The following is a 23933-nucleotide window of genomic DNA, read 5'->3' on the forward strand; positions in this document are numbered from 1 at the left end:
CACACCCTCGGCGGACTCAGTGTGCGGCTCCGGACGCAGCATCGGGAGCGATGTGCTGCGTGCCGATCCGCTTGCGGAACACCCAGTAGGTCCAGCCCTGGTAGAGCAGCACCAAGGGCGTGGCGATAGCGGCCAGCCACGTCATGATCTTCAGCGTGTACGGGCTCGACGAGGCATTGGTGACCGTCAGGCTCCAGTCCCCATGGAGCGTCGACGGCATGACGTTCGGGAAGAGCGACAGGAACAGCATCGCCATGGTGGCCACGATGGTGACGCCCGACAGCGCGAACGCCCAGCCCTCGCGCCCGAGTTGATTGGCCACCAGGGCAGCCACCAGAGCTGCGACCGCCACGACCAGGGCCACCAGGCTCTTGCCGTCACCACTGTCGGCCTGCGTCCACAGCAGGAATCCGAGCGCCACGACCGCCGTGACGAGGCCGACCCGCAGAGCCAGCTTCCGTGCCCGCATCCGGATGTCGCCGACAGTCTTGAGCGCGGTGAAGACCGCTCCATGGAAGGTGAACAGCGTGAGCGTCACCAGACCGCCGAGCAGGGCGTAGGGGTTGAACAGGTCCCCGACGCTGCCAACGTACTCGAAGTGCCGGTCGATCTTGACGCCCCGCACGATGTTCCCGAAGGCCACGCCCCACAGGAACGCCGGGATCAGCGAGGTCCAGAAGATCGCAGTCTCCCAGTTGCGCTGCCAGTTCTCCTCGGGGCGCTTCGCGCGGTACTCGAAGCCGACGCCCCGGACGATCAGACAGACCAGGATGACCAGCAGCGGCAGATAGAAGCCGGAGAAGAGGGTGGCGTACCACTCCGGGAACGCGGCGAAGGTCGCACCACCAGCCGTGAGCAGCCACACCTCGTTTCCGTCCCAGACCGGCCCGATGGTGTTGATCAGCACCCGTCGCTCCGGCCGGTCGCGGGCCAACAGTTTGGTGAGGATGCCGACTCCGAAGTCGAAGCCCTCCAGGAAGAAGTAGCCGGTCCACAGGACGGCGATCAGGACGAACCAGACGTCGTGAAGTTGCATGACTGTTCCCCCGGCCTAGTACGAGAAGGCCATCGGCTTGTCGGCGTCACGGGTGTCGCCGCCGATCTTCGTGGGCGGGTTGAGGTCGGCCTCGGTCAACTCGGGCGGGCCGGCCTTGACGTACTTCGCGAGCAGCTTGACCTCGACCACGGCGAGGATCGCGTACAGCGAGGTGAAGACGATCATCGAGGTCAGGACCTCGCCCTGGGAGACACCGGGGGAGACCGCGTGCCGGGTCTGCAGGACGCCGTACACGGCCCAGGGCTGACGGCCCATCTCGGTGAAGATCCACCCCCAGGAGTTGGCGATCAGCGGGAAGGCCATGGTCCAGGTCGCGATGCGCCAGTACCAGCGCGTGAGCTTCGGGCTGAGCGCCTTGTTCTTGAACAGCACCAGATGCGGCACCTCGTCCTCGCCGACCCGCAGATGCTGCGGCAGCATGAACTTCTTGCGGGTCAGCCACAGCCCAGCGAGGCCGATCGCGAAGGAGGCCATGCCGAAGCCGATCATCCAGCGGAAGCCCCAGAAGGCGACCGGGATGTTGGGCCGGTAGTCGCCCGGTCCGAACTTCTGCTGCTCGGCCTTGTTGACGTCGTTGATGCCGGGGACGTAGGAGGTGAAGTTGTCGTCGGCGAGGAAGGACAGCAGACCCGGGATCTCTATGGCCACGGTGTTGTGGCCCTTCTCCACATCGCCGTAGGCGAAGATCGAGAAGGGGGCCGGCTTCTGCCCGTCCCACAGCGCCTCGGCGGCCGCCATCTTCATCGGCTGCTGCTTGAACATGACCTTGCCGAGGGTGTCACCACTGACCGCGGTGAGCAGGCCGGCGATGGCCACGGTGATCAGGCCGAGCCGCAGCGAGGTCTTCATCTCGCGGATGTGCTTCTTGCGGGCCAGGTGGTAGGCGGCAATGCCCACCATGAAGGCGCCACCGGTCAGAAAGGCCGCGGACAGGGTGTGGAAAGCCTGGCTGAGTGCGGTGTTCTGGGTCAGCACGGCCCAGAAGTCGGTCAGCTCGGCACGTCCCTTGGCCTTGTCGATCTTGTATCCGACCGGGTGCTGCATCCAGGAGTTGGCCGCGAGGATGAAGTACGCCGACAGGATCGTGCCGATCGAGACCATCCAGATGCAGGCCAGATGGATCTTCTTGGGCAGCTTGTCCCAGCCGAAGATCCACAGTCCGATGAAGGTGGACTCGAAGAAGAACGCGATCAGCGCCTCGAAGGCGAGCGGGGCCCCGAAGATGTCACCGACGAACCGTGAGTAGTCGGACCAGTTCATGCCGAACTGGAACTCCTGCACGATGCCTGTGACCACGCCCATGGCGATGTTGATCAGGAAGAGCTTGCCCCAGAACTTCGTGGCTCTGAGGTACTTCTCCTTCTCCGTGCGCACCCAGGCCGTCTGCAGCCCGGCCGTGAGGGCGGCCAGGGAGATGGTCAGGGGGACGAACAGGAAGTGGTAGACGGTGGTGATGCCGAACTGCCAGCGCGCCAGTGTTTCCGGCGCCAGAGCCAGGTCCACGTCGTCACTCTCCTTACTACGGCGTGGTACAGCGGCGGTTTGCCCCGTTCGTCCTGGATATACAGAGCAATCGGGACACGCTTGTGAACGCGTTCACATTCACAAGCCATTATGACGCACTGATTTTCGGCAATCGACGGGGGGTCCCCCCTTCGCCGCCACGTCAAGACCTTGGCAGCGACTTCAACATATTGTTGAATTGCGCGCCATGCAGATACGTATCTCTTGGCCCGCGGGCAACATCACCGCGACCCTCGACGCAGACACACCGACCACACAGGCACTCGCCAAGGCGTTGCCGCTCACCGCCAGCGCCTGCACATGGGGCGAGGAGGTCTATTTCGACACAGGTGTCGCCGTTTCACGTGAAACGGACGCCCGGCAGGTCGTGGAACCGGGCACGGTGGCCTTCTGGACGGACGGCAACGCGCTCGCCCTCCCCTACGGCCCCACACCGATCTCGCGAGGCTGGGGGTCCCCCCAAACGGAGTTTGGGGGAGAGTGCCGCCTCGCGAGCCCGTGCAACATCCTGGGGCGCCTCGACGGAGACGCCCGGACCCTGGCGACCGTACGCGACGGTGACCCCGTCCGCGTGGAGCTGATCCACCCCCAGGGCTGATCCCGAACTACAGCTCCTTGCGGAACGCCTCCGCCACCTTCAGGAAGATGTCGTTCGCCTCGTTCTCTCCGACCGTCACCCGCACACCCTCGCCCGAGAACGGCCGGACCACCACACCGTGCTGCTCACAGGCCTGAGCGAACGCGACCGTACGCTCCCCCAGCCGCAGCCAGACGAAGTTCGCCTGTGTCTCCGGCACCGTCCAGCCCTGAGCGCGCAGCGCGTCGACCACGCGCGTGCGCTCGCACACCAGAGAGCCGACCCGGCCGAGCAGTTCGTCCTCGGCCTGCAGCGAGGCGATCGCCGCTTCCTGAGCAAGCTGGCTCACGCCGAAGGGCACCGCCGTCTTGCGCAGCGCCGCCGCGACCGGCTCATGGGCGATCGCGAAACCGACGCGCAACCCGGCGAGCCCGTAGGCCTTGGAGAACGTGCGCAGGACACAGACGTTGGGCCGGTTCCGGTACAGCTCGACTCCGTCGGGCACCTCGGGGTCGCGGATGAACTCGCGGTAGGCCTCGTCCAGCACGACCAGGACATCGCCGGGCACCCGGTCGAGGAACCGTTCCAGCTCGGCCCGCCGCACCACCGTGCCGGTCGGGTTGTTCGGGTTGCAGACGAAGATCAGACGCGTCCGGTCGGTGATCGCGTCCGCCATCGCCTCCAGGTCATGCACATCGCCGGGCGTGAGCGGCACCTGCACCGACCGGGCGCCGCTGATCTGCGTGATGATCGGGTACGCCTCGAAGGAACGCCAGGCGTAGATCACCTCGTCGCCGGGACCGCTGGTGGCCTGGATCAGCTGCTGGGCGACACCCACCGAACCCGTGCCGGTGGCCAGGTGTGAGAGCGGGACGCCGAAACGCTCCGACAGCTCCTCCATCAGCCCGGCGCACGCCATGTCGGGGTAGCGGTTGAAGCTGGCGGCCGCCGCCGTCACGCGCTCCATCACACCGGGCAGCGGCGGGTAGGGATTCTCGTTGGAGGACAGCTTGTAGGCCACCGGCCCGTCGGCCGCTGCGGGCTTTCCCGGCTTGTAGGTGGGGATACCCTCCAGCTCGGCGCGCAGCTTGGGGCTCGTCTCGCTCACCGCAGTCCTCCTCGCGACCACCGGCGGACCGTCGACGCCGCCGGCTTCCAATACTCCTCACCTTATGAGGATTCGGCCCCGGTGCGTACAGGTCGCGGGTCTGTACGAGGCAAACCACAGCCGGCCCGGCGCCATCAAGGGCATCACCGTACGAAGGCGTACGTATCAAGGGGCGCGCCGTACATATATCTATGCGCCGGTGGCTCACGCCCTGGCGCGCATCCCCCGTGCAGGTGAGTTGAGACCTCTTCGAGACATCGGACACTTGGCAGGTCCATACGCGTTGACAAGTCACGTCCCACTAGAGGATCGGCCAACTACCTATGTTTCTAAGGCAGTTGACCACAATTGACCATGCAGAAACGTGCCTGTCAACGCGTGCATATGCGTCCGCACTACCCCACCGCATGAGCCCTACTATCGGCTCGCCATGACAGCAGCAGGGAAGCACCAGGTGAGCCGCGCGGAAACCTCACGTCGAGGCAGTCGGCCGGGCCGGGCGGGCATCAGAGACGTGGCCGCCGCAGCCGGGGTCTCCATCACAACCGTCTCCGACGCCCTCAACGGCAAGGGCCGACTCCCGGATGCCACCCGGCGCCATGTCCGCGAGGTCGCCGACCGGCTGGGGTATCGCCCCTCGGCCGCCGCCCGCACCCTCCGTACCGGCAAGTCGGGACTGATCGGCCTGACCGTGACGACGTACGGGGATGAACCTTTCACCTTCACGGAGTTCGCGTACTTCGCCGAGATGGCCAGAGCCGCCACATCGGCCGCGCTCGCCCGCGGCTACGCCCTCGTCATCCTGCCCGCGACCTCCCGCCACGACGTGTGGTCCAACGTCGCCCTGGACGGCACGGTCGTGATCGACCCCTCCGATCAGGACCCGGTGGTCAGCGAGCTGGTCCGGCAGGGGCTGCCCGTCGTCTCCGACGGCCGCCCGGCCGGCTCGCTGCCGGTCACCGCCTGGGTCGACAACGACCACGAGGCCGCCGTCCTCGGCATCCTCGACCATCTCGCCGACGCCGGCGCCCGCCGTATCGGCCTGCTCACCGGCACGACGACGGACACGTACACCCATCTGTCGACCACCGCCTATCTTCACTGGTGCGAGCGGGTCGGCCAGGACCCGGTCTACGAGGCCTACCCGGCGCACGACCCGTGCGCGGGCGCCGTCGCCGCCGACCGGCTGCTGGCCCGCCCCGACCGGCCCGACGCGGTCTACGGCCTGTTCGACCCCAACGGCACCGACCTGCTGGCCGCCGCCCGGCGCTACGGACTCCGCGTCCCCGACGACCTGCTGCTCGTGTGCTGCAGCGAGTCGATGGTGTACGCCAGCACCGAGCCGCCCATCACCACGCTCTCGCTGAAGCCACGACGCATCGGCACCGCGGTGGTCCAGTTGCTCATCGACGCCATCGAGGGCGTGGAGTCGGACCAGCCGGTCGAGCAGGTGATACCGACGGAGCTGATCGTGCGCACCTCCTCCCAGCGGCGTCTGCCGCGCACGACGGTCAGCCCGCCGCGCACACCGGACGAGAAATAGGCACGGACAGGAACGCGGGAGAGCGCCGAAAAGCGGGGCGCTCACCCCGTATGCGCACCGGCCAAGGGAGGGTGCGCGACAGGCCGGCGACCGGTGGGCCGGGTGTCCGGTCGGCGCAGAGCCGGCCGAACACCTGCCCAAACGGGGCGAAAGCCGCGGTGAACTGGAGTCTTGTTCCGATTCACCACCCCTGGGTCATCACACGGCGCGACGCGCATTCCTATGATGGGCCCACGACACCGCGGACCGCTGCGACCAGGCAGTCCGAAGCGGTGCAGCTGCGGCGCGATGGTGGAGGGGTCTGATGACTCAGGGGGCCGGTCAGGGACCCGAAGTGGAGCGGACGGCGACGCTGCGCGACTTCCGGGTACCTGCGTACGTCCATGAGACCGGTCCGTACGTCCGCACCGACCAGCCGGGCGACACCGCGCCGCCCGCCGACGAGACGTACCCCGGGGACTACACGCCCACCCAGCGCGACCTTCCGGTCATCGACCGGTCGCCGACGCTCCAGGTCTCCGTCGATCCGGCGCCCGCCGCCCCGGCGGCGCAGTCCGCGAGCGGGCCCGGGCCGCTGTTCGTCGTCGGAGACGTCCACGGTTACCTCGACGAACTGATGACCGCCCTGCAGGAGCAGGGGCTCATCGATGCCTCGGGCCAGTGGTGCGCGGGCACCGCCCGGCTGTGGTTCCTCGGTGACTTCACCGACCGGGGCCCCGACGGCATCGGTGTCATCGACCTGGTGATGCGGCTGTCCGCCGAGGCCGCGGCGGCCGGCGGCTACTGCAAGGCCCTCATGGGCAACCACGAGCTACTGCTGCTCGGCGCCAAGCGGTTCGGCGACACCCCCGTCAACTCCGGGGCGGGTACCGCCACCTTCCAGGCAGCGTGGCTGCTGAACGGCGGTCAGAAGACCGACATGGACCGCCTCCAGGACCACCATCTGCAGTGGATGGCCCGTCTCGACGCCATCGAGGCGGTGGACGGCTATCTGCTCGTGCACTCGGACACCACCGCCTATCTCGACTACGGCGACTCCATCGAGGCGGTCAATGACACCGTGCGCGAGACCCTCACCCGTAATGACGCGGACGAATGCTGGGATCTGTTCCGTAAGTTCACCAAGCGCTTCTCCTTCCGCGACGAGGGCGGCGCCGATGCCGTACGCTCCCTCCTCGATACGTACGGAGGCACCCGCATCGTTCATGGTCACAGTCCGATTCCGTACCTTCTCGGCGAGGTCGGCTCCGAGGACGGCGAGGAGGGCACCGGCCCTGTCGTAGAGGGACCGCACGTCTATGCCGACGGGCTCGCCATCGCGATGGACGGCGGGGTGACCATGGCTGGAAAGCTACTGGTTCGGCAACTGCCCTTGACTACCTGACCGTTCCCTGGGCAGGCGTCTCCCGGCGGAGCACACGCACGCCGGAGGCAATTTCCGGCAACCCCCTGTCACCGTGTGCCGTCACGGCTCTACCATCGGCTTATCCGTAGCAGGCTCCCCTCCGTTTCTGCCCGACGGCTCGCCGGCGTGCGAGCCCCAAGCCCTACGGAGCATCGGGGGATGCACATGAACAGCGTTCCGCAGCACCTGCAGAGCGAGGACCGCCAGGAATTCGAGCGGCTCCTCGATGAGGTGCTGCGCTCCGCACCGCACCGACCGGAGCTGGCCGCTGTCGGACAGCGGCTCAACCTCGAACAACTGCGCACCATGGCGCTCAACGCCACCTCCTTGATCACGGCCGCAGCCACGGCCGAATACCAGCACTATGTGACGGTCCGCGAGGAACTGCGGCACCCGGCCATGGCCTCCTCGACCACCGGAGACTCCGGTTCCGCGCAGCCGGGTTCGGCCACGACGGAATTCGTCACCACGTTCGGCGAGGCAGCCGAGAACACCGGAGCGGGCGCTGTCGCGATCATCGCCGTGCTGGCGCCCGTCCTCTCGGGAACCGCAGCGGCGATCTTCCTGCTCGTCGGCTACATCCTGAAGACCCTCGGCCCCGGACAGGCCTTCGCCCAGACCATGCTCACCGCCGGCTGGGTGTTCGGCGCGGTGACCGCGGCCTCGATCCTCGTCGCTGCCGTCGGCCTGCTCCTCACCGCCCTGCGCAACGGCAGCTCGGCACAGGCCCAGGCCCTGGACGCGGCGCACCGGGAACTGGACTCGGCCAGAGAGGCCTGGCGAGACGCCCTGCTGGAGCGCGGCATCCTGCCGTTCCTCCGCGAGGCGCTCGCCGAGCCCGGACCGGCCGCCGTGCCTCGCATGACGCCGCGCGGCCCGGGCGGCCGTATGCCCCGCCTGGGGTACGACCGCCCTGGCTTCAGCAGCCCCGAAGACGGCAGCGAGTCCGGCCGTCCCAGCTACACCAGCCCGGACTTTTCGAGCCCGGACTTCGGCGGCCCGGAGCATCAGCCCGAGTAGTCCGGCATCCGTGGCTGAACTACCCCGGCCCATGCCCCGGAACAGCGGGCTCCGGCCGGACGGACCGAGCGGCCAGCCGGTGTGGTGCCACCACCCCGGTCAGCCGCCATCCCGCCGTGCCCAGGCCGCACCGGCCACCTCGACAGGCGGTCCGGCGCGGCGAGTCCGGCCCGTACGGCTCAGTCGGCGATCGGCAGGTACACCCTGTTGCCGCTCGCCGCGAACTCCTTCGACTTCTGGGCCATGCCCTCCTCGATCTCACCCCGGCTGCCGCCGTGCTCGCGGCGGATGTCCTGCGAGATCTTCATGCTGCAGAACTTCGGCCCGCACATGGAGCAGAAGTGGGCCGTCTTCGCGGGCTCGGCCGGCAGGGTCTCGTCATGGAACTCCCGTGCCGTGTCCGGGTCCAGGGCGAGGTTGAACTGGTCCTCCCACCGGAACTCGAAGCGGGCGTCGGACAGCGCGTCGTCCCACTCCTGGGCGCCCGGGTGCCCCTTGGCAAGGTCGGCCGCGTGCGCGGCGATCTTGTAGGTGATGACGCCGGTCTTGACGTCGTCCCTGTTGGGCAGGCCCAGGTGCTCCTTGGGCGTGACGTAGCAGAGCATCGCCGTGCCCCACCAAGCGATCATCGCGGCGCCGATGCCAGAGGTGATGTGGTCGTAGGCCGGAGCGATGTCGGTGGTCAGCGGGCCGAGCGTATAGAACGGAGCTTCATCGCAGATCTCCTGCTGAAGGTCGATGTTCTCCTTGATCTTGTGCATCGGGACATGGCCCGGGCCCTCGATCATGGTCTGTACGTTGAAACGCTTGGCGATCCGGTTGAGTTCCCCGAGCGTGCGCAGTTCGGCGAACTGCGCCTCGTCGTTGGCGTCCGCGATCGACCCCGGCCTGAGACCGTCGCCCAGCGAGTACGTGACGTCGTAGGCGGCGAGGATCTCGCACAGCTCCTCGAAGTTCTCGTACAGGAACGACTCCTTGTGGTGCGCCAGGCACCACGCGGCCATGATCGAGCCGCCGCGCGAGACGATGCCGGTCTTGCGGTTGGCGGTGAGCGGCACATACGGCAGGCGCACTCCCGCGTGGACGGTCATGTAGTCCACGCCCTGTTCGGCCTGCTCGATGACCGTGTCCTTGTAGATCTCCCAGGTGAGTTCCTCGGCCCTGCCGTCGACCTTCTCCAGGGCCTGGTAGAGCGGCACCGTGCCGATGGGGACGGGGGAGTTGCGCAGCACCCACTCGCGCGTGGTGTGGATGTTGCGGCCGGTGGACAGGTCCATGACCGTGTCGGCACCCCAGTGGGTCGCCCAGGTCATCTTCTCCACCTCCTCCTCGATGGAGGAGGTCACCGCGGAGTTGCCGATGTTGGCGTTGACCTTCACCAGGAACCGCTTGCCGATGATCATCGGCTCGATCTCCGGGTGATTGACATTGGCCGGCAGCACGGCCCGGCCCGCCGCGATCTCCTCGCGGACCACTTCGGGAGAAACGTTCTCCCGAACGGCCACGTACTCCATCTCCGGAGTGATCTCGCCCCGGCGGGCGTACGCGAGCTGTGTCACCGCCTGACCGCTGCGGCCCCGGCGCGGCTGGCGGGGCCGACCGGGGAAGACGGCGTCCAGGTTGCGCAGGCCGCCACGCGGCGAGGTGTGCTTGATCCCGTCGTCCTCGGGACGGACGGGCCGGCCTGCGTACTCCTCGGTGTCACCGCGGGCGATGATCCAGTTCTCCCGAAACGGCGGCAGGCCCCTGCGGACGTCGGTGTCGACGAGTGGATCGGTGTATGGGCCCGATGTGTCGTACAGCGTGACCGACTGCCCGTTGGTGAGGTGCACCTGGCGGACGGGCACGCGCAGGTCGGGGCGGGACCCCTCGACATACGCCTTGTGCCAGCCGATGGACTTCCCGGCCTCCTGGGACATGTCGTCCTGAACGGAGGCAGGCGTGCGTGCGTCCTTGTTGGTCATGAGACCTACTCCCTACGCCGGCATTACCCGGTAACAGGTTCGGCGGTCGACGCAGCGGCTTCCGTCTGTCGAGGCTTCCTGCGGAACATCGCCTGTTCCACGTGAAACATCGCGTATACGGAGGTCAGCGCCCTCTCAGCCCGGTGCTCCGAGCTCCCGCGTGTGCAAAGGTGCCTCCACGCTAGCGTCATATGTGGCGCGGTGAACAGTGGGCCCCCTGCGGTTCTTGCAATGATCGGGCGGTGACCAGGATGGAGCAGTACCCGTATCGACCACCCGAGCCGCGCCATGAAGGCGCCTCGGGACAGGGCGCGGGCTACCGCCACGACGGCTATACAGCGGGCGACCCGTATGGCCACGACGCCCGGACGCCCGGCGCCGAGCAGGGCCGTGAGCACCCCCGTGCCGCCTCGGGCGCCGGTCTTCGGCAGGGGGCCGGAATCGGCGGGAACGACGGGCGTGGTCCCGAGCGGGGACCCGGCGGGGATGACGGCGGTCACGGTCATGGGCACGAAGGCGGCGGTCACGGACAGGGCCACGGGCACGGCCATAGTCACAGCCACGGCCCGGCCGCTCCCGTCTCGAAGCATCTGCGGAAGGTCATCGCCGCGATCCTGGTCCCGTTCACCGCGGCGGTCATCGTCGGCCTGCTGGTGCTCTGGCCCGGGGGAGCCCCGCCCCACAAGCGCACCGGTGTCGGCTTCGACCGGGAGACCCAGCAGGCCACGGTCACCAAGGTCATCGAGGTGAGCTGCAAGTCGGTGAACGCCTCCGGCGACACCCCGACCGGCGACACCTCCACCGCCGAAGGCACCTCGGCGGAACAGGAGGCGAAAGGAACCTGCAAGAAGGCGACCGTCCGGGTCGACACCGGCAAGGACCAGGGCCGTACGTTCACCGAGATCGTGCAGCCGGACCAGCCCCGACAACTGCACCAGGGCGAAAAGGTGGTGGTCGCCTACGAGCCCTCGGCACCGAAGGATCTTCAGTACTCGGTGGCCGATGTGAACCGCAAGTTCCCCATGACGCTACTCGCGGGCATCTTCGCACTCGCCGTCGTGGTGGTCGGCAGGCTGCGCGGGGTCATGGCGCTCGTCGCCCTGACCGTGAGTTTCCTGGTGCTGACCCTGTTCATCCTGCCCGCGATCCTTCAGGGTTCGAATCCGCTGCTCGTGGCGGTGATCGGGTCGAGCGCCATCATGCTGATCGCCCTGTACATGTGCCATGGGCTGTCCGCCCGGACCTCGGTGGCGGTGCTCGGCACACTGATCTCCCTGTCGCTGATCGGCTTGCTCGGGTCCCTGTTCATCGGCTGGGCCGCCCTGACCGGCAACACCGACGACAGCACCGGCCTGATCCACGGCCTGTATCCGTCGATCGACATGAGCGGTCTGCTGCTGGCCGGCGTCATCATCGGATCGCTCGGTGTCCTGGACGATGTGACCGTGACGCAGACCTCGGCCGTCTGGGAGCTGCACGAGGCCAATCCGTCGATGGGCTGGCGCGGACTGTACCGGGCGGGCATCCGCATCGGCCGCGACCACATCGCCTCCGTGGTCAACACCCTCGTCCTCGCCTACGCCGGTGCCGCACTGCCGTTGCTGCTGCTGTTCTCGATCGCACAGAGCAGTGTCGGGACCGTGGCCAACAGCGAGCTGGTGGCCGAGGAGATCGTGCGCACGCTGGTGGGCTCGATCGGTCTGGTCGCCTCGGTCCCGGTCACCACCTTGCTCGCCGCCCTGGTCGTCTCCGCCGACCGGCCCGGCCAGGACAGCCCGGCAGCGGCCGCGGCGCAGCCCGTCGCGGCACGCGGTGGACGGGGGCGACGCCGGAAGCGGTGAGAGCGACCAGGCGCCGCTCCCCGCTCTTCGCTCGCCTCTCCTTCGAAGAAGCGTTCCTGCGTGCTTCCACGCGGCACGCGGAGCGCTCGGCGCCCCGTGCCGTAACACTTCAGCCGGCGCTCTGCTCCTCGGCCAGGATGCGGTCCAGGGCCTCCTCCAGATGGGCGTCGAAGTCGGCGAGCGCACCTTCCTGACCGAGCGGCACAAGCTTGTCCGTACGGTCCAGGAAGGCCACGAGCGGCGGCACGGAGGAGCGGAACAGGGCCTGGTCGCTGCCGACCTGAAGCCTGATCAGCACCTCGCCCAGCATCTCGGAGTCGGCGGGGGCGATGTGCACATCCCCTTCCCCGCACGGCCGGCCGACACCGTCGATCAGCAGCTCCCGTCCGAACGCCCAGGTGACCGGGGCATCACCGGGCAGATGGAAGGTGAGCCGCACTGCATAGGGATCACTGGTCTCGTAGCGCAACTCCACCGGAATGCGGAAGGAGAGCTCCTCCGACACGAGAAAGCTCATCATGACTTCTGCCTGTACGGACTCGCGCATCGTCTACCCCGTCATATGACATCGACTGGCCGGGTTTGGTCCCTCTAACGGTGGTCAAATCTTGCTGAACGTACACAGCAGATCACAAGGAGTAAGTTTTCAGATACTGATAGAGAGGGTGAGGGTCCCCAGATGCCGCCCGATCTCCGCCTGCAGCCGATGGGCCGCGGGCAGCAGCCGGTCGGCCTGCTGGACGGGCAGCGATATGGCCACAGTGGCCGCAGTGGTGCCCACGGTGATCGGGATCGCCGCGCAGACCGTCCCGAGCGCGTACTCCTGGCGCTCCACCACCGGCTCTATGCGCGGCATCCGGGCCAGCCGCCGCAGCAGGGCATCGTTGTCACGCACGGTGTACGGCGTGAGGGACTGCACGGGATAGCGCGCGAGGTGGTCGCGTCGGGCGTCCTCGTCCAGCTGGGAGAGCAGGCACTGTCCGATGGCGTGCGCATGACCGGTCGCGCGAAAGTCGGCCCACTCCTCGACCGCCGGCGCCTCGGGGGAGTCGGCGACGCACATGACCTCGATCTCGCCGTCCCGGTACATGGCGTAGTACACCGGAACACCGATGAGGTCGCGCCAGTGCGCAAGCGTGTCGGCCACCGCGCTGCGACGTTTCTGCTGGGCTCCGCTGCTGCCCAGCCGTTCGGCCGCGTCACCGAGGAAGAACAGCCCCTTCTCACGCCGTAGATAGCCCTCGTGCACCAGGGTTCGCAGCAGGTGGTAGGTCGTCGGGAGGGCGAGGCCGGTCTCGCGGGCCAGCTGTTTGGCGGGGGCGCCATAGCCGTGTGCGGCGACGGTCTCCAGCAGCCGCATGGCGCGCTGGACGGACCCGATGAGCGTCGCGGCGCCCGAGGGGGCGTGGGAGGGGTGGGGCGGCTCACAGGCGCCCGTGGGGCGCGGTGGGTCAGGAGCGTCGGTGGATTGCGGTGGGCCGGGGGCGTCGGCCGGATGTGGTTGTTCCGGGACCGTGACGACGGGGGGCCGTGGGGTGGGGGGTGCGCAGGAGCGCGGTGGGGTCGGGGGTGCGTGTGATTCTGCCGGTGCGGTGTCAACCGTGGCCAAGGGTCACTCCCTGAGCGCGAGGGGCAGCCCGTGCCGAGGAACAGCACGGAGGGGTCTGCGCCGCCCGCGGGGGCGGGCCCCGCGGGAGTTCCGGACTCTAATCGTCCGCCACCGCGCGCAGACGGCCTCACGGGGAAACTTCCCTCCCCCGAGGGAAATCGGAGATCGCCTTGCCGGGAACCGGTGGCGCCGTCGCCGCTCACCGGTCCCCGTATCGTCACCAGTCGCTGCGCGACGAGGAGTTCGACATGAACTTGCGCACGATGTAGATGAAACCGGCGACCAGGGCGACGAAGATCAGCGCCTTGAAGAGCAGTCCGATCACAAATCCGACCACGGTCGCTATCAGGCCGCCGAACACGACCAGGGCGATGACCGGCACCGCGACCCACTTCACCCACCACGGCAGTCCCGCGAAGATCTCTCGCATCGCCTTGTCCTTTGCGTTCTCGTACGTCTGTGTTCTCTGACAGCGCTGGTGTTCCGCATTCGATGCTAGAGCCGACAACGGGTCCCGCGGGGGTCTCGCGTCCCTTGTCCTCCCCTGACCCGTCCCCTAGGGAACCCGGAGACCGGGCTCACGCCTCGGGCGGAGAAAAAACGACGAGAACCCTCAGATCCTCGCTGATGTGGTGGAACTTATGGGCGACTCCGGCCGGCACGTACACGACGCTGCCCCGTGCCACCTCGGTCGTCTCCAGGCCGACCGTGATCGACGCCCGGCCGCTCACGACGAGGTACACCTCGTCCTGGTTGTGCGGCTTCTGCGGGTCGTGCTCGCCCGCGTTGAGGGCGTACAAGCCGACGGACATGTTCCGCTCCCGCAGGAACTGAAGGTAGGCCCCCTCGTTGGCGGCTCGCTCCGCCTCCAGTTCGTCCAGCCGGAATGTCTTCATCGCCGCTGTCGCCCTCGTCTCACTGCTCGGTTCCGATCCGGTCTGCCACGATCAGACACATGAAGAATTTCGTAGTCAAGACGATCGCCAACGCAGGCGCCCTGGCGGTTGCCGTGTGGCTGTTGGACAAGATCACTCTTACCGGTGACAGCACAGCCAAGAAGGCCGGCACGCTGATCGTGGTCGCGCTGATCTTCGGCCTGGTGAACTGGCTGGTGAAGCCGATCATGAAGGTGCTCACCTTCCCGCTGTTCATCCTGACCCTGGGCCTGATCACCCTGGTGGTGAACGCGCTGATGCTGCTGCTGACCTCCTGGGTGTGCGGCAAGCTCAACCTGAGTTTCCATGTGCAGGGCTTCTGGACGGCCGTCGTCGGCGGTCTGATCATCTCGATCGTCTCCTGGGCGCTGCACGTCGTCCTGCCCGACGAGGACTGAGCGGACCATGGCCTACCGCGTCTGCTTCGTGTGCACGGGAAACATCTGCCGTTCCCCGATGGCCGAGTCCGTCTTCCGCGCGCGGGTGGCGGAGGCCGGTCTTGAGGATCTGGTGGAGGTCGACAGCGCCGGCACCGGCGGCTGGCACGAGGGCGATCGCGCCGACCCGCGGACCGTCTCGGTCCTCGACGAGCACGGCTACGACAGCGAGCACATCGCGCGGCAGTTCCAGCCGTCGTGGTTCTCCCGTCTCGATCTCGTGATCGCCCTCGACACCGGTCATCTCAAGGCCCTGCGCCGCCTCGCACCCACCGAGGAGGACGCCCGCAAGGTCCGTCTGCTGCGCTCCTACGACCCCGCCGCCCCTGACGACCTCGACGTACCCGATCCGTACTACGGACGCCGGGACGGCTTCGAGGAGTGTCTCGAGCTGGTGGAGGCGGCGAGCGCCGGCCTCCTGACGGCCGTACGCGAGCAGCTGGGAGGACGGGCCGCATGACCGACTCCGCCAAGGACGAGGATCGTAAGGGCGACGGCACGCGCGCGGTACGGGCGGGACTGCCCGAGCCGGTCAAGCACGAACCGGCCTTGCCCGGACCGGTGTTCGCGGCGCACTTCCACCTGCCCGGCGACGTGACGGGACCGTACGTGTACGGCCGTGACGGCAATCCGACCTGGACGCTGCTGGAGCGTGCCATCGGCGAACTGGAGGCGCCAGGGCAGGGCGACGTCGAGACGCTGGTCTTCGCCTCCGGTATGGCGGCGATGTCCTCCGTGCTGTTCTCGCAGCTGCGCGCCGGGGACGCGGTCGTACTGCCCTCCGACGGCTACCAGGTGCTGCCGCTGGTCCGCGCCCAGCTGGAGGCGTACGGCGTCGAGGTGCGCACGGCACCCACCGGCGGCGACGGCCAGCTGGAGGTCCTCGACGGCGCCCGGCTGCTGTGGATCGAGTCCCCGTCGAACCCCGGGCTGGACGTCTGCGACATCCGGCGGCTGGTGACGGCGGCCCATGCCCAGGGCGCCCTGGTGGCCGTCGACAACACCCTCGCCACTCCGCTCGGGCAGCGTCCGCTGGAGCTGGGCGCCGACTTCTCCGTGGCCAGCGGCACCAAGCAGCTGACCGGCCACGGCGATCTGCTGCTGGGCTACGTCGCCGGCCGCGACGCCGAGGCAATGGCCGCCGTGCGAAGCTGGCGCAAGATCGTCGGGGCGATCGCCGGGCCCTTGGAGGCCTGGCTCGCCCATCGGTCCATCGCTACGCTCCAGTTGCGCGTCGACCGGCAGAACGCCACCGCCCTCGCGGTGGCGGAGGCGCTGAAGCGGCGCGGCGAGGTGTCCGGACTGCGTTATCCCGGGCTGCCCGACGACCCGTCTCACAAGATCGCCGCGCAGCAGATGCGCCGCTACGGCTGCGTGGTGTCCTTCACGCTGCCCACGCGTGCGCGTGCGGAGCGGTTTCTCCAGGCCCTGCGCCTGGTGGAGGACGCGACCAGCTTCGGCGGGGTGCGTTCCACGGCCGAGCGCCGGCTCCGCTGGGGCGGGGACGCGGTCCCCGAGGGCTTCATCCGTATGTCCGTGGGTGCCGAGGACCCCGAGGATCTGATCGCCGATGTGCTGCGGGCGCTGGACGAGTCCGCCGAGTGATTTTCCGCCCGGACGCCCGCTGATGACGCACGACGGTCCGAGCCTCCCCCCTCGTGGCTCGGACCGTCTTCGGTTCCTCGCGCCAAGAACCGCGCGAACAAGGCTAGTTGACTCTCTGTCAGTGTCCAATCACGCTAGCGACAGAGACCTATCGACTTATTTATAGTTAGGGCCTGCCTGGGGGCCGAAGGGGGGCAGGGACAGGGGAGGACATGCCATGGATCTGGCCTTGCTGCGCACCTTCGTCACTGTGCACCGGGCCGGTTCCTTCACCCGCGCCGCCGCTCTGCTCGGCCTCTCCCAGCCCGCGGTCACCTCACAGATCCGCACGCTGGAACGGCAGCTGGGAAAGCCTCTCTTCCTGCGGCAGGCGCGCGGGGTGACCCCGACGACCATCGGTGACGAACTCGCGCACAAGGCGGCACCTCACCTCGACGCGCTGGTGGAGATAGCCGAGAGCGGCCTTGACGACGAGTCCTCGCTCAGAACCCTGCATCTGGCCGGCCCGCCCGAGTTCACCGCCGAACGCGCCCTGCCTGCCCTGACAGAGCTGACCGGTGATGACGGCCAGGGGTTCGCGCTCCGCGCCTCGTTCGGCACCGCGGAGGAAGCACTGGAAGGACTGGCCTCCGGACACCATGATCTGGCCATCAGCACAGCCCGACCGCGGGGTGCTCTGCTGACCGCGACTCCGCTCTGCGACGAGGAGCATGTGCTGATCGCCGCCCCTCGCTGGGCGGAGCGCATCGGTGCCGAGGCGCTCTGTCTGAAGGGGGCTCCGGCCCTGGAGAATCTGCCCGTGGTCGAGGTCCACGAGTCGCTGCCGTTCGTCTCGCGCTACTGGGCCTCCGTCTTCGACTCCCGCCCGGCCGCCTCAGGCACGATCATCGTCCCGGATCTGCGGGCGGTGCTCGCCTGCGCCATCGCCGGCGCCGGACTCGCGGTGCTGCCCCGGTATCTCTGCGCCGCGGCCCTCGCCGACGGCACGGTCGCGGCGCTGAACGACCCGGTGGTGCCGCCGCTGCGCACCTACTTCCTGGTGGTACGCACCGGCACCCTCGCCATGCCTCATATAGCGCGGGCTCATGAGTGGCTTCAGCGGGCCGCTGCGGCCTGGTGCTGAGATCTTCCGGCACAGCGTCCACCCACGGCGGTGGCATGGTGACGCCTTGCGATGTTTCACGTGGAACCAGCCGGGCCACATTTCTCCCATGACCGTCCGACCCGTGGTCAAGCGCACCGCCCGTGCCGTTCTTCTGGACGGTGACGACCTGATCCTGATCAAGCGCACCAAGTCCGGCGTCGATCCCTACTGGGTCACCCCCGGTGGCGGGGTCGAGCCCACAGACCCGACCGTCGTGGACGCACTGCACCGAGAGGTGTCCGAGGAACTCGGCGCCAAGATCACCGATGTGGTGCCCTGCTTCGTGGACACCGTCGAGCACATCGGCGAAGACGGCGGCGCGACCGGAGTGAAGGTGCAGCACTTCTTCGTCTGCCGGCTGGAGTCGATGGACCCGGCCCTGCGCCACGGCCCCGAAGTGGACGAGCCCGCCGGTGAGTACGAGATCGTTCGTGTGCCATTCACCCGCGTCGGCATCGCCTCCGTCCACCTTGTCCCGTTGTCGCTGCGCCACTATCTGGACGGCAACATCGAGGGTGTCCGCGCGATGCACGCTCCCGACCTCGGTTAGCGCGCTCAGCTCCCGACGACGAGCAGTTCCTCCAGCGAGTCGTGCCGTATACGGCTCGATGGGATGCCGATGTCCCGGAGCGTGTCGATCCCGCTGCGGATCATTCCGGGCGGACCGGAGAGATAGGCGTCGTACTCGTTCCAGGGGCCGTAGTCGCGCAGAGCGTCGGGAAGCCGGAGGCGCGCCTGCTGGTCGACAACCGCACGGACCGACAGCCAGGGGTGGCTCTGCTGGAGTCGGAGCAGGGTGTCGATGTCGTAGAGGTCGCGGTCGGTGCGGGCGCCGTAGAAGACCTCGACAGGCCGCCGCGCCCCACGCTCGGCGACATCCTCGACCAGCGCCCTGATGGGTGCTATGCCGGTGCCGCCGCCCAGGCAGAGCAGTCCGCTGTCGGTTGTGTGGTCGACGGTCATCGACCCGGTCGGCGGACCGAGGCGTATGACGTCACCGGGCCGGGCGCGGCGCACCAGCGCGTTGGAGACCCAGCCGGCCGACACGGCCTTCACATGGAAGGTCAGCAGTCCGTCCGGGCGGGGCGCGGAGGCGAAGGAATAGTGCCGCCACACGCGTGGCCACCAGGGTGTCTCCACGCTCGTGTACTGACCGGCGAGGAAGGAATAGGGCTGGTCCGGGCGGACGGTGAGGATCGCGACATCGGGGGTTCTGAGATCGTGGGCGACGATCTCGGCATGCCACCAGGCCGGGGACCGCAGTTCGTCCGCCGCCGCAGCGTCGATCATCACCTGGGCCATGGTCGTGTAGGCCCGAACCCAGGCCGCCTCCATCTCCGGGCTCCACACGGCGGGGGCGTAGGTGCTCAACGCTCCGATCAGGCACTCTCCGACGGCCGGATAGTGCTCGGCAAGCGTCCCGTACTTGCGGTGTCCACGGCCGAGGTCGCGCAGATAGTCGACGAGGACCGGAGTGTTGTCCAAGTGCTCGGCCGCGGTGAGCAGCGCCTTCAGCAGGCGGTCCCGCTGGGTGTCCATCGCGGGCGGGAACAGAGCGCGCAGGTCGGGACGGCGGATGAAGAGCAGTGCGTAGAAGTAGGACGTGACCTTGTCGGCGATCGGCCCTATCTCGGTCATCGTGCGGCGTATGAGGACGGTGTCCGCGGACGCCTCCCCACCGGGCGCCACCCGCTGGGCCGGCCCGTGCTCTGGGGCCGTCCCATGGTGCTGTGGGGCCGACCTGTGCTGTGGAGACGGTGCGGCCACCACGCGCGGGCTTTCGTGCACCGCGTGGCCGGCGTCCCTGGGCGAAGCAGGCAGAGTCTTGCGTGGCGCGAACCAGCCGTCCCCGCCCGACATGCCGTTCTCTCCCGGCGTGGTGGTCGGAGCGTCCATGGTGTGCCCTCGCCTCGAACGTCTTGCGGTCGGTCTGCGCACCTCCCCGGAAGGTGCATCCTTTCCCCCGGCGGACGGTCAGCCGTAGAACGGCGTGAACCGGAGTCGACCCTACCGGCCATCGCCAAACACACAAGTCCCCCCTTGCTCCCTCACAAATCGGACAAGAAGGTGGACGACGCGGTCCGGTAGCTAGCGGGCAGGGCGCACCAAGGCGTAGGCATCCCACAGATCCCGCCCAGCGTAGGAGTGGGTCGCGAGTCCGGCCAGATGGGCATCCGCATTGACCGCCACGGAAACCGGTACGGCAGCAAACAGCTCCTTGTCCGACGACGAGTCGCCATAGGCCACGCAGTCCGCCCGCACCACTCCGAACTCCTCGCAGAGCCGGTCCGCGATGGCCACCTTGGCCGCCGCGCTGAGCACCCCGGACGGGTCGACGGGCTCGGTGAACGGCACGGCCGGGAATCCGGACCCGTGCGCCGCGTGAGCGCCCCACTCGAGAAGGCGTTCCACGAAGAAGGACGGCGAGAGTGACACGACTGCGCAGTAGTCGCCCGTGCTTCTGATCTCTGCCCAGACGTCACGAATGCGGGCCAGCCAGGGGGCGGCCGCGAATGCAGCGCTGACATGGGCGTCGGTCAGATCGGTCCACAGGTCGTACACCTGCGCCGCATACTCCGGCGGACCGATCCGCCCTTCCGCGATCGCCCGGTCCAGTGCCACGGTCTCCGCTTCCCGTCCCAACTGGCGCGAAATCTCCACCGGTGCCGTACTCCCGTGCAGCAACGTACCGTCGAGATCGAAGAGATGAAGTCTCGCCATGGCCCGAGGCTAACCGGCTGCGGATGTTTCACGTGAAACACGTCCTGCTGCCCCTTGGCTGTGCATATGGCTACGGCATGGCCAAAAGCACGTGTGTCTGCGGCGAAACGGGTGGACGCCGGGGCCACCGGTCGGACAGCCTGACCTGCGTGTCGACTCCTTCCCTCGCTGCTCTGCCCATCCGCCGTCTGACGCTTCGCGATCTCACCGCCTGCGCCGACTTGTCCGAGGACCGGGGGTGGCCACGCGAGGAGCACAAGTGGGGCTTGCTCCTCGCGGCCGGAAAGGGCTTCGGTATCGACGACCCCGAGGGAGGTCTCGTCGCCGCGTGCGTCGTCACGGAGTACGGCTCGTGGGAGCGCTCGGATCTCGCTGCCGTCGGTATGGTTCTGGTCGCCGAACGCCATGCCCGTCGGGGCGTAGGGCGCCGTTTGATGTGCCATGTGGTGTCGACCATGGGCACCACTCCGCTCACCCTGCATGCCACGCCCAACGGCCGTCCTCTGTACGAAGAACTGGGCTTCAAGGTGATGGGCCGGGCAGAGATGCTGAGGGGCCACTTCACTCCCGGCGGGCCGGAAGCCGACGTTCTCACCCGTGCCGCTACGGCGGAGGACCTTCCCTCGATCCTGCGGATCGACGAGGAGGTGTTCGGTGTGGACCGCACTCCCCTGATCACCCGGCTGCCCGCTTTCGCCGACCAGCTGCGAGTGGCCGAGGAGAACGGCCGGATCATCGGCTACTCGGCCGCGTGGCCCAATATGGACACCCATGTCGTCGGCCCGCTGATCGCCCGGGACACGAAGACCGCCCAAGCCCTCATCGCCTCGCTGGCGGCCTGTACGGACCGTCCGCTGCGCACCGACATCGACACACGTCATGAGGAGCTGCTGACCTGGGCGAAGGAGCGGGGGCTGGCCTCCGTGGCCTTCAACACGGTCATGACGTACGGCATCACGGATCTGCCGGGCGACTGGACCCGCCGGTTCGCACCCCTGACCGTGGCCGCCGGCTGAGCCGTCGCACGACGAACGCAGGCCCCGCCGCATCGTGCGGCGGGGCCTGGGTCGTCCATGCGAAGGTCGCGTGATCAGGCGAGGGCCTGCACCGCGGCGGTGGCGAAGCCGTGGTCCTGCTCCGGCGCACCGCCGCCGATACCGATGGCGCCGATCAGCCGGCCGTCCCGGTGGACGGGCACACCGCCCGCGATGAACAGCAGGGGCCGGTCGAGGGCCGTCGGCAGCGTGTGGAACAGCCCACCGGGCTGGACGGCGTCGACCAGATCGGCGGTGGGGGCGTTCAGCTGCAGCGCCGTGTAGGCCTTGCGGGTGCTGGTCTCGCCGGAGATCAGCACGGCCCGGTCATCGCGGCGAAAGGCGAGCAGATGGCCGCCGGCGTCCAGGACAGTGACGCTGACGGTGACCCCGGCGTCCTCGGCCGCGTGGCGGGCCGTGGCGACGAGCAGCTCGGCGTCCTCGATGGACAGCGGGGCGACGGCGGTGGTGCTCATGGAGGTTCTCTCCTCGGGTGTTGCTGAGATGAGGGGCTTGCCGTTCCGGGGACGTGCCGCGGAACGGAGATCTGCGGACAGCTGCGGCGAGGCGCTCTGCGGGTCTGAGGGGCTCAGTGTTGAGCCGGCGTCTGCTGACCGGTGGGCGCTCCGGAGGCGATCACCGTGCTGCGGCTGCCGTCGCGCCGCTCCAGCGCCGCCGAGAGGACGGCGAGGACCAGGGCGGCCGCGGCGAGGGCGGCACCGACCCAGTTGGGGGCCGTGTAGCCATAGCCGGCCGCGATCACGATGCCGCCGAGCCAGGCGGAGAGCGCGTTGCCCAGATTGAAGGCGCCGATGTTCACGGCCGACGCGAGCGTCGGAGCGCCGTGGGCTTGGTCGAGCACGCGCTTCTGCAGCGGCGGTACGGTCGCGAAGCCCAGGGCACCGATCAGGGTGATGGTGACGGCCGCCGCGATCTTGTCGTGGGCGGTGAGCGTGAAGAGGGCCAGCACCACGGCCAGGGCGCCCAGGGAGACGAACAGGATCGGCATCAGGGCACGGTCGGCGAACTTGCCGCCGACGAGATTGCCGCCGACCATGCCGAGGCCGAACAGGACCAGCAGCCAGGTGACCGAGCCGTCGGCGAAGCCCGCGATGTGGGTCATCATCGGCGCGATGTAGGTGATGGCCGCGAAGACACCGCCGAAACCGAGGACGGTCATCGCCATGGCAAGCAGGACCTGGGCGTTCTTGAAGGCGGCCAGCTCATGCCGCAGGTGCACTCCGTCGGGCCGCGGCAGCTCGGGCACCAGCTTGGCGACTCCGGCGAGACCGATCACCCCGAGAGCGGCGACGATGCCGAAGGTGACGCGCCAGCCGACATGCTGACCGATGAGCGTGCCCAGCGGGACGCCGACGACATTGGCGACGGTCAGTCCGGTGAACATCATGGCGATGGCGCCGGCCTTCTTGTGCGGGGCCACCAGTTCGGCCGCGACAACCGAACCTATGCCGAAGAAGGCGCCATGTGCGAGTGAGGCCACCACGCGTCCGATCAGCATGATCGCGAAGGCGGGCGCCACGGCGGAGAGCAGGTTTCCGACGATGAAGAGGCCCATCAGGAGCATCAGCATCCGCTTACGCGGGACCTTCGTGCCGAGCACGGTCATCAGCGGGGCGCCGATGACCACACCGAGCGCGTATCCGGTCACGAGCAGGCCCGCCGTGGGGATGGAGATCCCGAAGTCACCCGCTACCTGGGGCAGCAAGCCCATGATCACGAACTCGGTCGTTCCGATTCCGAAGGCCCCGATCGCGAGGGCCAGAAGCGCGAGAGGCATGGAGGGGTACACCTTCCCAGACGATTGCAGGAGCGCTTTGCATGCGTCCACAATAATTGCAGACGCGTGCTACCGGCAACCGCGCACTATCGCGGCTGTGCTCTATCCTTGGAGCAGCCGCTCCGGGACGGAGGAAAACGCCGATGACAGCGACGGACCCCGCGCTCACCGCCCTCGCTCAGGGCTGGTGTGCCCTCTCTGCGCTGCACGGAAGGATCGAGGCACACATCGAGCGCGCCCTGCAGGCGAAGCACGACCTGAGCGTGCGCGAGTACTCCCTGCTCGATGTGCTGAGTCGGCAGCACGACGGCGAGGGCGGCCATCTGCAGATGAAACAGGTCGCCGACGCGGTCGTCCTCAGCCAGAGCGCCACGACACGCCTGGTGACCCGGCTGGAGGACCGCGGCCTGCTGGAGCGCTATCTGTGCCCCACCGATCGGCGCGGCATCTACACCAACGTCACCGAGGCGGGGCTGCGGCTGCTTCAGGAGGCACGGCCCACGAATGACGCCGCCCTGCGCGAGGCCCTGGATGAGGCCTCCTTGAACCCGGAACTGACAGCATTGGTCAGGGCCGTGGAATCGCTGAACGCACCGGCATAGGGTGCGCGT

General features: G+C 68.3%; 24 protein-coding genes. 12 read left to right on the top strand and 12 right to left on the bottom strand.

Annotation, left to right across the window (positions count from 1 at the left end; all coding sequences use genetic code 11):
* Nucleotides 1-16: 16 nt before the first annotated feature.
* Both cydB and IE277_RS16035 read right to left on the bottom strand, forming a co-directional pair.
* A complete protein-coding gene (gene cydB, locus IE277_RS16030; protein ID WP_189952875.1) occupies nucleotides 17-1036 on the bottom strand; it encodes a cytochrome d ubiquinol oxidase subunit II in 1020 nt (339 codons plus the stop codon).
* A 15-nt stretch (nucleotides 1037-1051) separates the two neighbouring features.
* The gene (locus tag IE277_RS16035) at nucleotides 1052-2560 is read right to left on the bottom strand and encodes a cytochrome ubiquinol oxidase subunit I (protein WP_189952877.1); all 1509 of its coding nucleotides are present in this window, start codon (nucleotides 2558-2560) and stop codon (nucleotides 1052-1054) included.
* Nucleotides 2561-2768: 208 nt separating this feature from the next.
* Between IE277_RS16035 and IE277_RS16040 the strand changes: the two genes are divergently transcribed.
* On the top strand, nucleotides 2769-3179 hold the full coding sequence (locus IE277_RS16040) for a cyclophilin-like fold protein (RefSeq protein WP_189952879.1): 411 nt from the start codon (nucleotides 2769-2771) through the stop codon (nucleotides 3177-3179).
* Between the two features lie 7 nt (nucleotides 3180-3186).
* On the opposite strand, the gene hisC is transcribed toward IE277_RS16040, so the two are convergent.
* The gene (gene hisC / locus IE277_RS16045) at nucleotides 3187-4266 is read right to left on the bottom strand and encodes a histidinol-phosphate transaminase (RefSeq protein WP_189952881.1); all 1080 of its coding nucleotides are present in this window, start codon (nucleotides 4264-4266) and stop codon (nucleotides 3187-3189) included.
* 430 nt (nucleotides 4267-4696) lie between these two features.
* Between hisC and IE277_RS16050 the strand changes: the two genes are divergently transcribed.
* The 3 genes from IE277_RS16050 to IE277_RS16060 all read left to right on the top strand — a co-directional run bounded on the left by IE277_RS16050 (nucleotide 4697) and on the right by IE277_RS16060 (nucleotide 8234).
* Complete coding sequence (locus tag IE277_RS16050) at nucleotides 4697-5809, top strand: LacI family DNA-binding transcriptional regulator (protein ID WP_189952883.1); 1113 nt, start codon at nucleotides 4697-4699, stop codon at nucleotides 5807-5809.
* Between the two features lie 304 nt (nucleotides 5810-6113).
* Nucleotides 6114-7193, top strand: a complete 1080-nt coding sequence (locus IE277_RS16055; RefSeq protein WP_189952885.1) for a metallophosphoesterase — start codon at nucleotides 6114-6116, stop codon at nucleotides 7191-7193.
* A 180-nt stretch (nucleotides 7194-7373) separates the two neighbouring features.
* Nucleotides 7374-8234: a hypothetical protein gene (locus tag IE277_RS16060; RefSeq protein ID WP_189952887.1), complete on the top strand. Its 861-nt coding sequence runs from the start codon at nucleotides 7374-7376 to the stop codon at nucleotides 8232-8234.
* Between the two features lie 179 nt (nucleotides 8235-8413).
* On the opposite strand, the gene thiC is transcribed toward IE277_RS16060, so the two are convergent.
* Nucleotides 8414-10198: a phosphomethylpyrimidine synthase ThiC gene (thiC, locus tag IE277_RS16065; RefSeq protein WP_308433387.1), complete on the bottom strand. Its 1785-nt coding sequence runs from the start codon at nucleotides 10196-10198 to the stop codon at nucleotides 8414-8416.
* 242 nt (nucleotides 10199-10440) lie between these two features.
* On the opposite strand from thiC, the gene IE277_RS16070 reads away from it, so the two are divergent.
* Nucleotides 10441-12039 (top strand): YibE/F family protein, encoded by a 1599-nt coding sequence (locus IE277_RS16070; protein ID WP_444544842.1) that lies wholly within the window; start codon nucleotides 10441-10443, stop codon nucleotides 12037-12039.
* 109 nt (nucleotides 12040-12148) lie between these two features.
* On the opposite strand, the gene IE277_RS16075 is transcribed toward IE277_RS16070, so the two are convergent.
* The 4 genes from IE277_RS16075 to IE277_RS16090 all read right to left on the bottom strand — a co-directional run bounded on the left by IE277_RS16075 (nucleotide 12149) and on the right by IE277_RS16090 (nucleotide 14544).
* Entirely contained in the window at nucleotides 12149-12586 is a 438-nt protein-coding gene (locus tag IE277_RS16075; RefSeq protein ID WP_158922661.1) for an SsgA family sporulation/cell division regulator, read from the bottom strand.
* 99 nt (nucleotides 12587-12685) lie between these two features.
* On the bottom strand, nucleotides 12686-13648 hold the full coding sequence (locus tag IE277_RS16080) for an IclR family transcriptional regulator (protein WP_373310799.1): 963 nt from the start codon (nucleotides 13646-13648) through the stop codon (nucleotides 12686-12688).
* Between the two features lie 217 nt (nucleotides 13649-13865).
* Nucleotides 13866-14078, bottom strand: a complete 213-nt coding sequence (locus IE277_RS16085) for a DUF5326 family protein (RefSeq protein WP_189952891.1) — start codon at nucleotides 14076-14078, stop codon at nucleotides 13866-13868.
* 148 nt (nucleotides 14079-14226) lie between these two features.
* Nucleotides 14227-14544 carry a cupin domain-containing protein gene (locus IE277_RS16090; RefSeq protein WP_189952893.1) on the bottom strand — a complete coding sequence of 106 codons (318 nt, stop codon included), beginning with the start codon at nucleotides 14542-14544 and terminating at the stop codon, nucleotides 14227-14229.
* Nucleotides 14545-14603: 59 nt separating this feature from the next.
* On the opposite strand from IE277_RS16090, the gene IE277_RS16095 reads away from it, so the two are divergent.
* The 5 genes from IE277_RS16095 to IE277_RS16115 all read left to right on the top strand — a co-directional run bounded on the left by IE277_RS16095 (nucleotide 14604) and on the right by IE277_RS16115 (nucleotide 18319).
* Nucleotides 14604-14981 carry a phage holin family protein gene (locus tag IE277_RS16095; RefSeq protein WP_189952895.1) on the top strand — a complete coding sequence of 126 codons (378 nt, stop codon included), beginning with the start codon at nucleotides 14604-14606 and terminating at the stop codon, nucleotides 14979-14981.
* Nucleotides 14982-14988: 7 nt separating this feature from the next.
* Complete coding sequence (locus tag IE277_RS16100; RefSeq protein ID WP_189952897.1) at nucleotides 14989-15480, top strand: low molecular weight protein-tyrosine-phosphatase; 492 nt, start codon at nucleotides 14989-14991, stop codon at nucleotides 15478-15480.
* Nucleotides 15477-16625 carry a cystathionine gamma-lyase gene (locus IE277_RS16105; RefSeq protein WP_189952899.1) on the top strand — a complete coding sequence of 383 codons (1149 nt, stop codon included), beginning with the start codon at nucleotides 15477-15479 and terminating at the stop codon, nucleotides 16623-16625. Before IE277_RS16100 ends, IE277_RS16105 begins: the two co-directional genes overlap by 4 nt.
* A gap of 217 nt (nucleotides 16626-16842) precedes the next feature.
* The gene (locus tag IE277_RS16110) at nucleotides 16843-17748 is read left to right on the top strand and encodes a LysR family transcriptional regulator (RefSeq protein WP_189952901.1); all 906 of its coding nucleotides are present in this window, start codon (nucleotides 16843-16845) and stop codon (nucleotides 17746-17748) included.
* Nucleotides 17749-17836: 88 nt separating this feature from the next.
* Nucleotides 17837-18319 (top strand): NUDIX domain-containing protein, encoded by a 483-nt coding sequence (locus IE277_RS16115; RefSeq protein WP_189952903.1) that lies wholly within the window; start codon nucleotides 17837-17839, stop codon nucleotides 18317-18319.
* A gap of 5 nt (nucleotides 18320-18324) precedes the next feature.
* Here IE277_RS16115 and IE277_RS16120 read toward each other — a convergent pair whose 3' ends face one another.
* Nucleotides 18325-19407, bottom strand: a complete 1083-nt coding sequence (locus tag IE277_RS16120; RefSeq protein ID WP_373310800.1) for a globin domain-containing protein — start codon at nucleotides 19405-19407, stop codon at nucleotides 18325-18327.
* Nucleotides 19408-19857: 450 nt separating this feature from the next.
* A complete protein-coding gene (locus IE277_RS16125) occupies nucleotides 19858-20490 on the bottom strand; it encodes an HAD family hydrolase (RefSeq protein WP_189952907.1) in 633 nt (210 codons plus the stop codon).
* 149 nt (nucleotides 20491-20639) lie between these two features.
* On the opposite strand from IE277_RS16125, the gene IE277_RS16130 reads away from it, so the two are divergent.
* A complete protein-coding gene (locus tag IE277_RS16130; protein ID WP_189952910.1) occupies nucleotides 20640-21506 on the top strand; it encodes a GNAT family N-acetyltransferase in 867 nt (288 codons plus the stop codon).
* Nucleotides 21507-21580: 74 nt separating this feature from the next.
* Here IE277_RS16130 and IE277_RS16135 read toward each other — a convergent pair whose 3' ends face one another.
* Complete coding sequence (locus tag IE277_RS16135) at nucleotides 21581-22000, bottom strand: GlcG/HbpS family heme-binding protein (RefSeq protein WP_189952912.1); 420 nt, start codon at nucleotides 21998-22000, stop codon at nucleotides 21581-21583.
* A gap of 113 nt (nucleotides 22001-22113) precedes the next feature.
* Complete coding sequence (locus IE277_RS16140) at nucleotides 22114-23322, bottom strand: MFS transporter (RefSeq protein ID WP_189952914.1); 1209 nt, start codon at nucleotides 23320-23322, stop codon at nucleotides 22114-22116.
* A gap of 143 nt (nucleotides 23323-23465) precedes the next feature.
* Between IE277_RS16140 and IE277_RS16145 the strand changes: the two genes are divergently transcribed.
* Nucleotides 23466-23924: a MarR family winged helix-turn-helix transcriptional regulator gene (locus IE277_RS16145; protein WP_189952916.1), complete on the top strand. Its 459-nt coding sequence runs from the start codon at nucleotides 23466-23468 to the stop codon at nucleotides 23922-23924.
* The last annotated feature ends 9 nt before the right edge of the window (nucleotides 23925-23933 follow it).

This window comes from Streptomyces alanosinicus, assembly GCF_014650595.1.
GTDB lineage: Bacteria > Actinomycetota > Actinomycetes > Streptomycetales > Streptomycetaceae > Streptomyces > Streptomyces alanosinicus.

What these genes read in the sequence shown, in the direction of transcription:
- cydB (WP_189952875.1), bottom strand. Translation starts at nt 1,036, where the DNA reads ATGCAACTTCACGACGTCTGGTTCGTCCTGATCGCCGTCCTGTGGACC.
- IE277_RS16040 (WP_189952879.1), top strand. Translation starts at nt 2,769, where the DNA reads ATGCAGATACGTATCTCTTGGCCCGCGGGCAACATCACCGCGACCCTC.
- IE277_RS16050 (WP_189952883.1), top strand. Translation starts at nt 4,697, where the DNA reads ATGACAGCAGCAGGGAAGCACCAGGTGAGCCGCGCGGAAACCTCACGT.
- IE277_RS16055 (WP_189952885.1), top strand. Translation starts at nt 6,114, where the DNA reads ATGACTCAGGGGGCCGGTCAGGGACCCGAAGTGGAGCGGACGGCGACG.
- IE277_RS16060 (WP_189952887.1), top strand. Translation starts at nt 7,374, where the DNA reads ATGCACATGAACAGCGTTCCGCAGCACCTGCAGAGCGAGGACCGCCAG.
- thiC (WP_308433387.1), bottom strand. Translation starts at nt 10,198, where the DNA reads ATGACCAACAAGGACGCACGCACGCCTGCCTCCGTTCAGGACGACATG.
- IE277_RS16075 (WP_158922661.1), bottom strand. Translation starts at nt 12,586, where the DNA reads ATGCGCGAGTCCGTACAGGCAGAAGTCATGATGAGCTTTCTCGTGTCG.
- IE277_RS16085 (WP_189952891.1), bottom strand. Translation starts at nt 14,078, where the DNA reads ATGCGAGAGATCTTCGCGGGACTGCCGTGGTGGGTGAAGTGGGTCGCG.
- IE277_RS16090 (WP_189952893.1), bottom strand. Translation starts at nt 14,544, where the DNA reads ATGAAGACATTCCGGCTGGACGAACTGGAGGCGGAGCGAGCCGCCAAC.
- IE277_RS16095 (WP_189952895.1), top strand. Translation starts at nt 14,604, where the DNA reads ATGAAGAATTTCGTAGTCAAGACGATCGCCAACGCAGGCGCCCTGGCG.
- IE277_RS16100 (WP_189952897.1), top strand. Translation starts at nt 14,989, where the DNA reads ATGGCCTACCGCGTCTGCTTCGTGTGCACGGGAAACATCTGCCGTTCC.
- IE277_RS16105 (WP_189952899.1), top strand. Translation starts at nt 15,477, where the DNA reads ATGACCGACTCCGCCAAGGACGAGGATCGTAAGGGCGACGGCACGCGC.
- IE277_RS16110 (WP_189952901.1), top strand. Translation starts at nt 16,843, where the DNA reads ATGGATCTGGCCTTGCTGCGCACCTTCGTCACTGTGCACCGGGCCGGT.
- IE277_RS16115 (WP_189952903.1), top strand. Translation starts at nt 17,837, where the DNA reads ATGACCGTCCGACCCGTGGTCAAGCGCACCGCCCGTGCCGTTCTTCTG.
- IE277_RS16120 (WP_373310800.1), bottom strand. Translation starts at nt 19,407, where the DNA reads ATGACCGAGATAGGGCCGATCGCCGACAAGGTCACGTCCTACTTCTAC.
- IE277_RS16125 (WP_189952907.1), bottom strand. Translation starts at nt 20,490, where the DNA reads ATGGCGAGACTTCATCTCTTCGATCTCGACGGTACGTTGCTGCACGGG.
- IE277_RS16135 (WP_189952912.1), bottom strand. Translation starts at nt 22,000, where the DNA reads ATGAGCACCACCGCCGTCGCCCCGCTGTCCATCGAGGACGCCGAGCTG.
- IE277_RS16140 (WP_189952914.1), bottom strand. Translation starts at nt 23,322, where the DNA reads ATGCCTCTCGCGCTTCTGGCCCTCGCGATCGGGGCCTTCGGAATCGGA.
- IE277_RS16145 (WP_189952916.1), top strand. Translation starts at nt 23,466, where the DNA reads ATGACAGCGACGGACCCCGCGCTCACCGCCCTCGCTCAGGGCTGGTGT.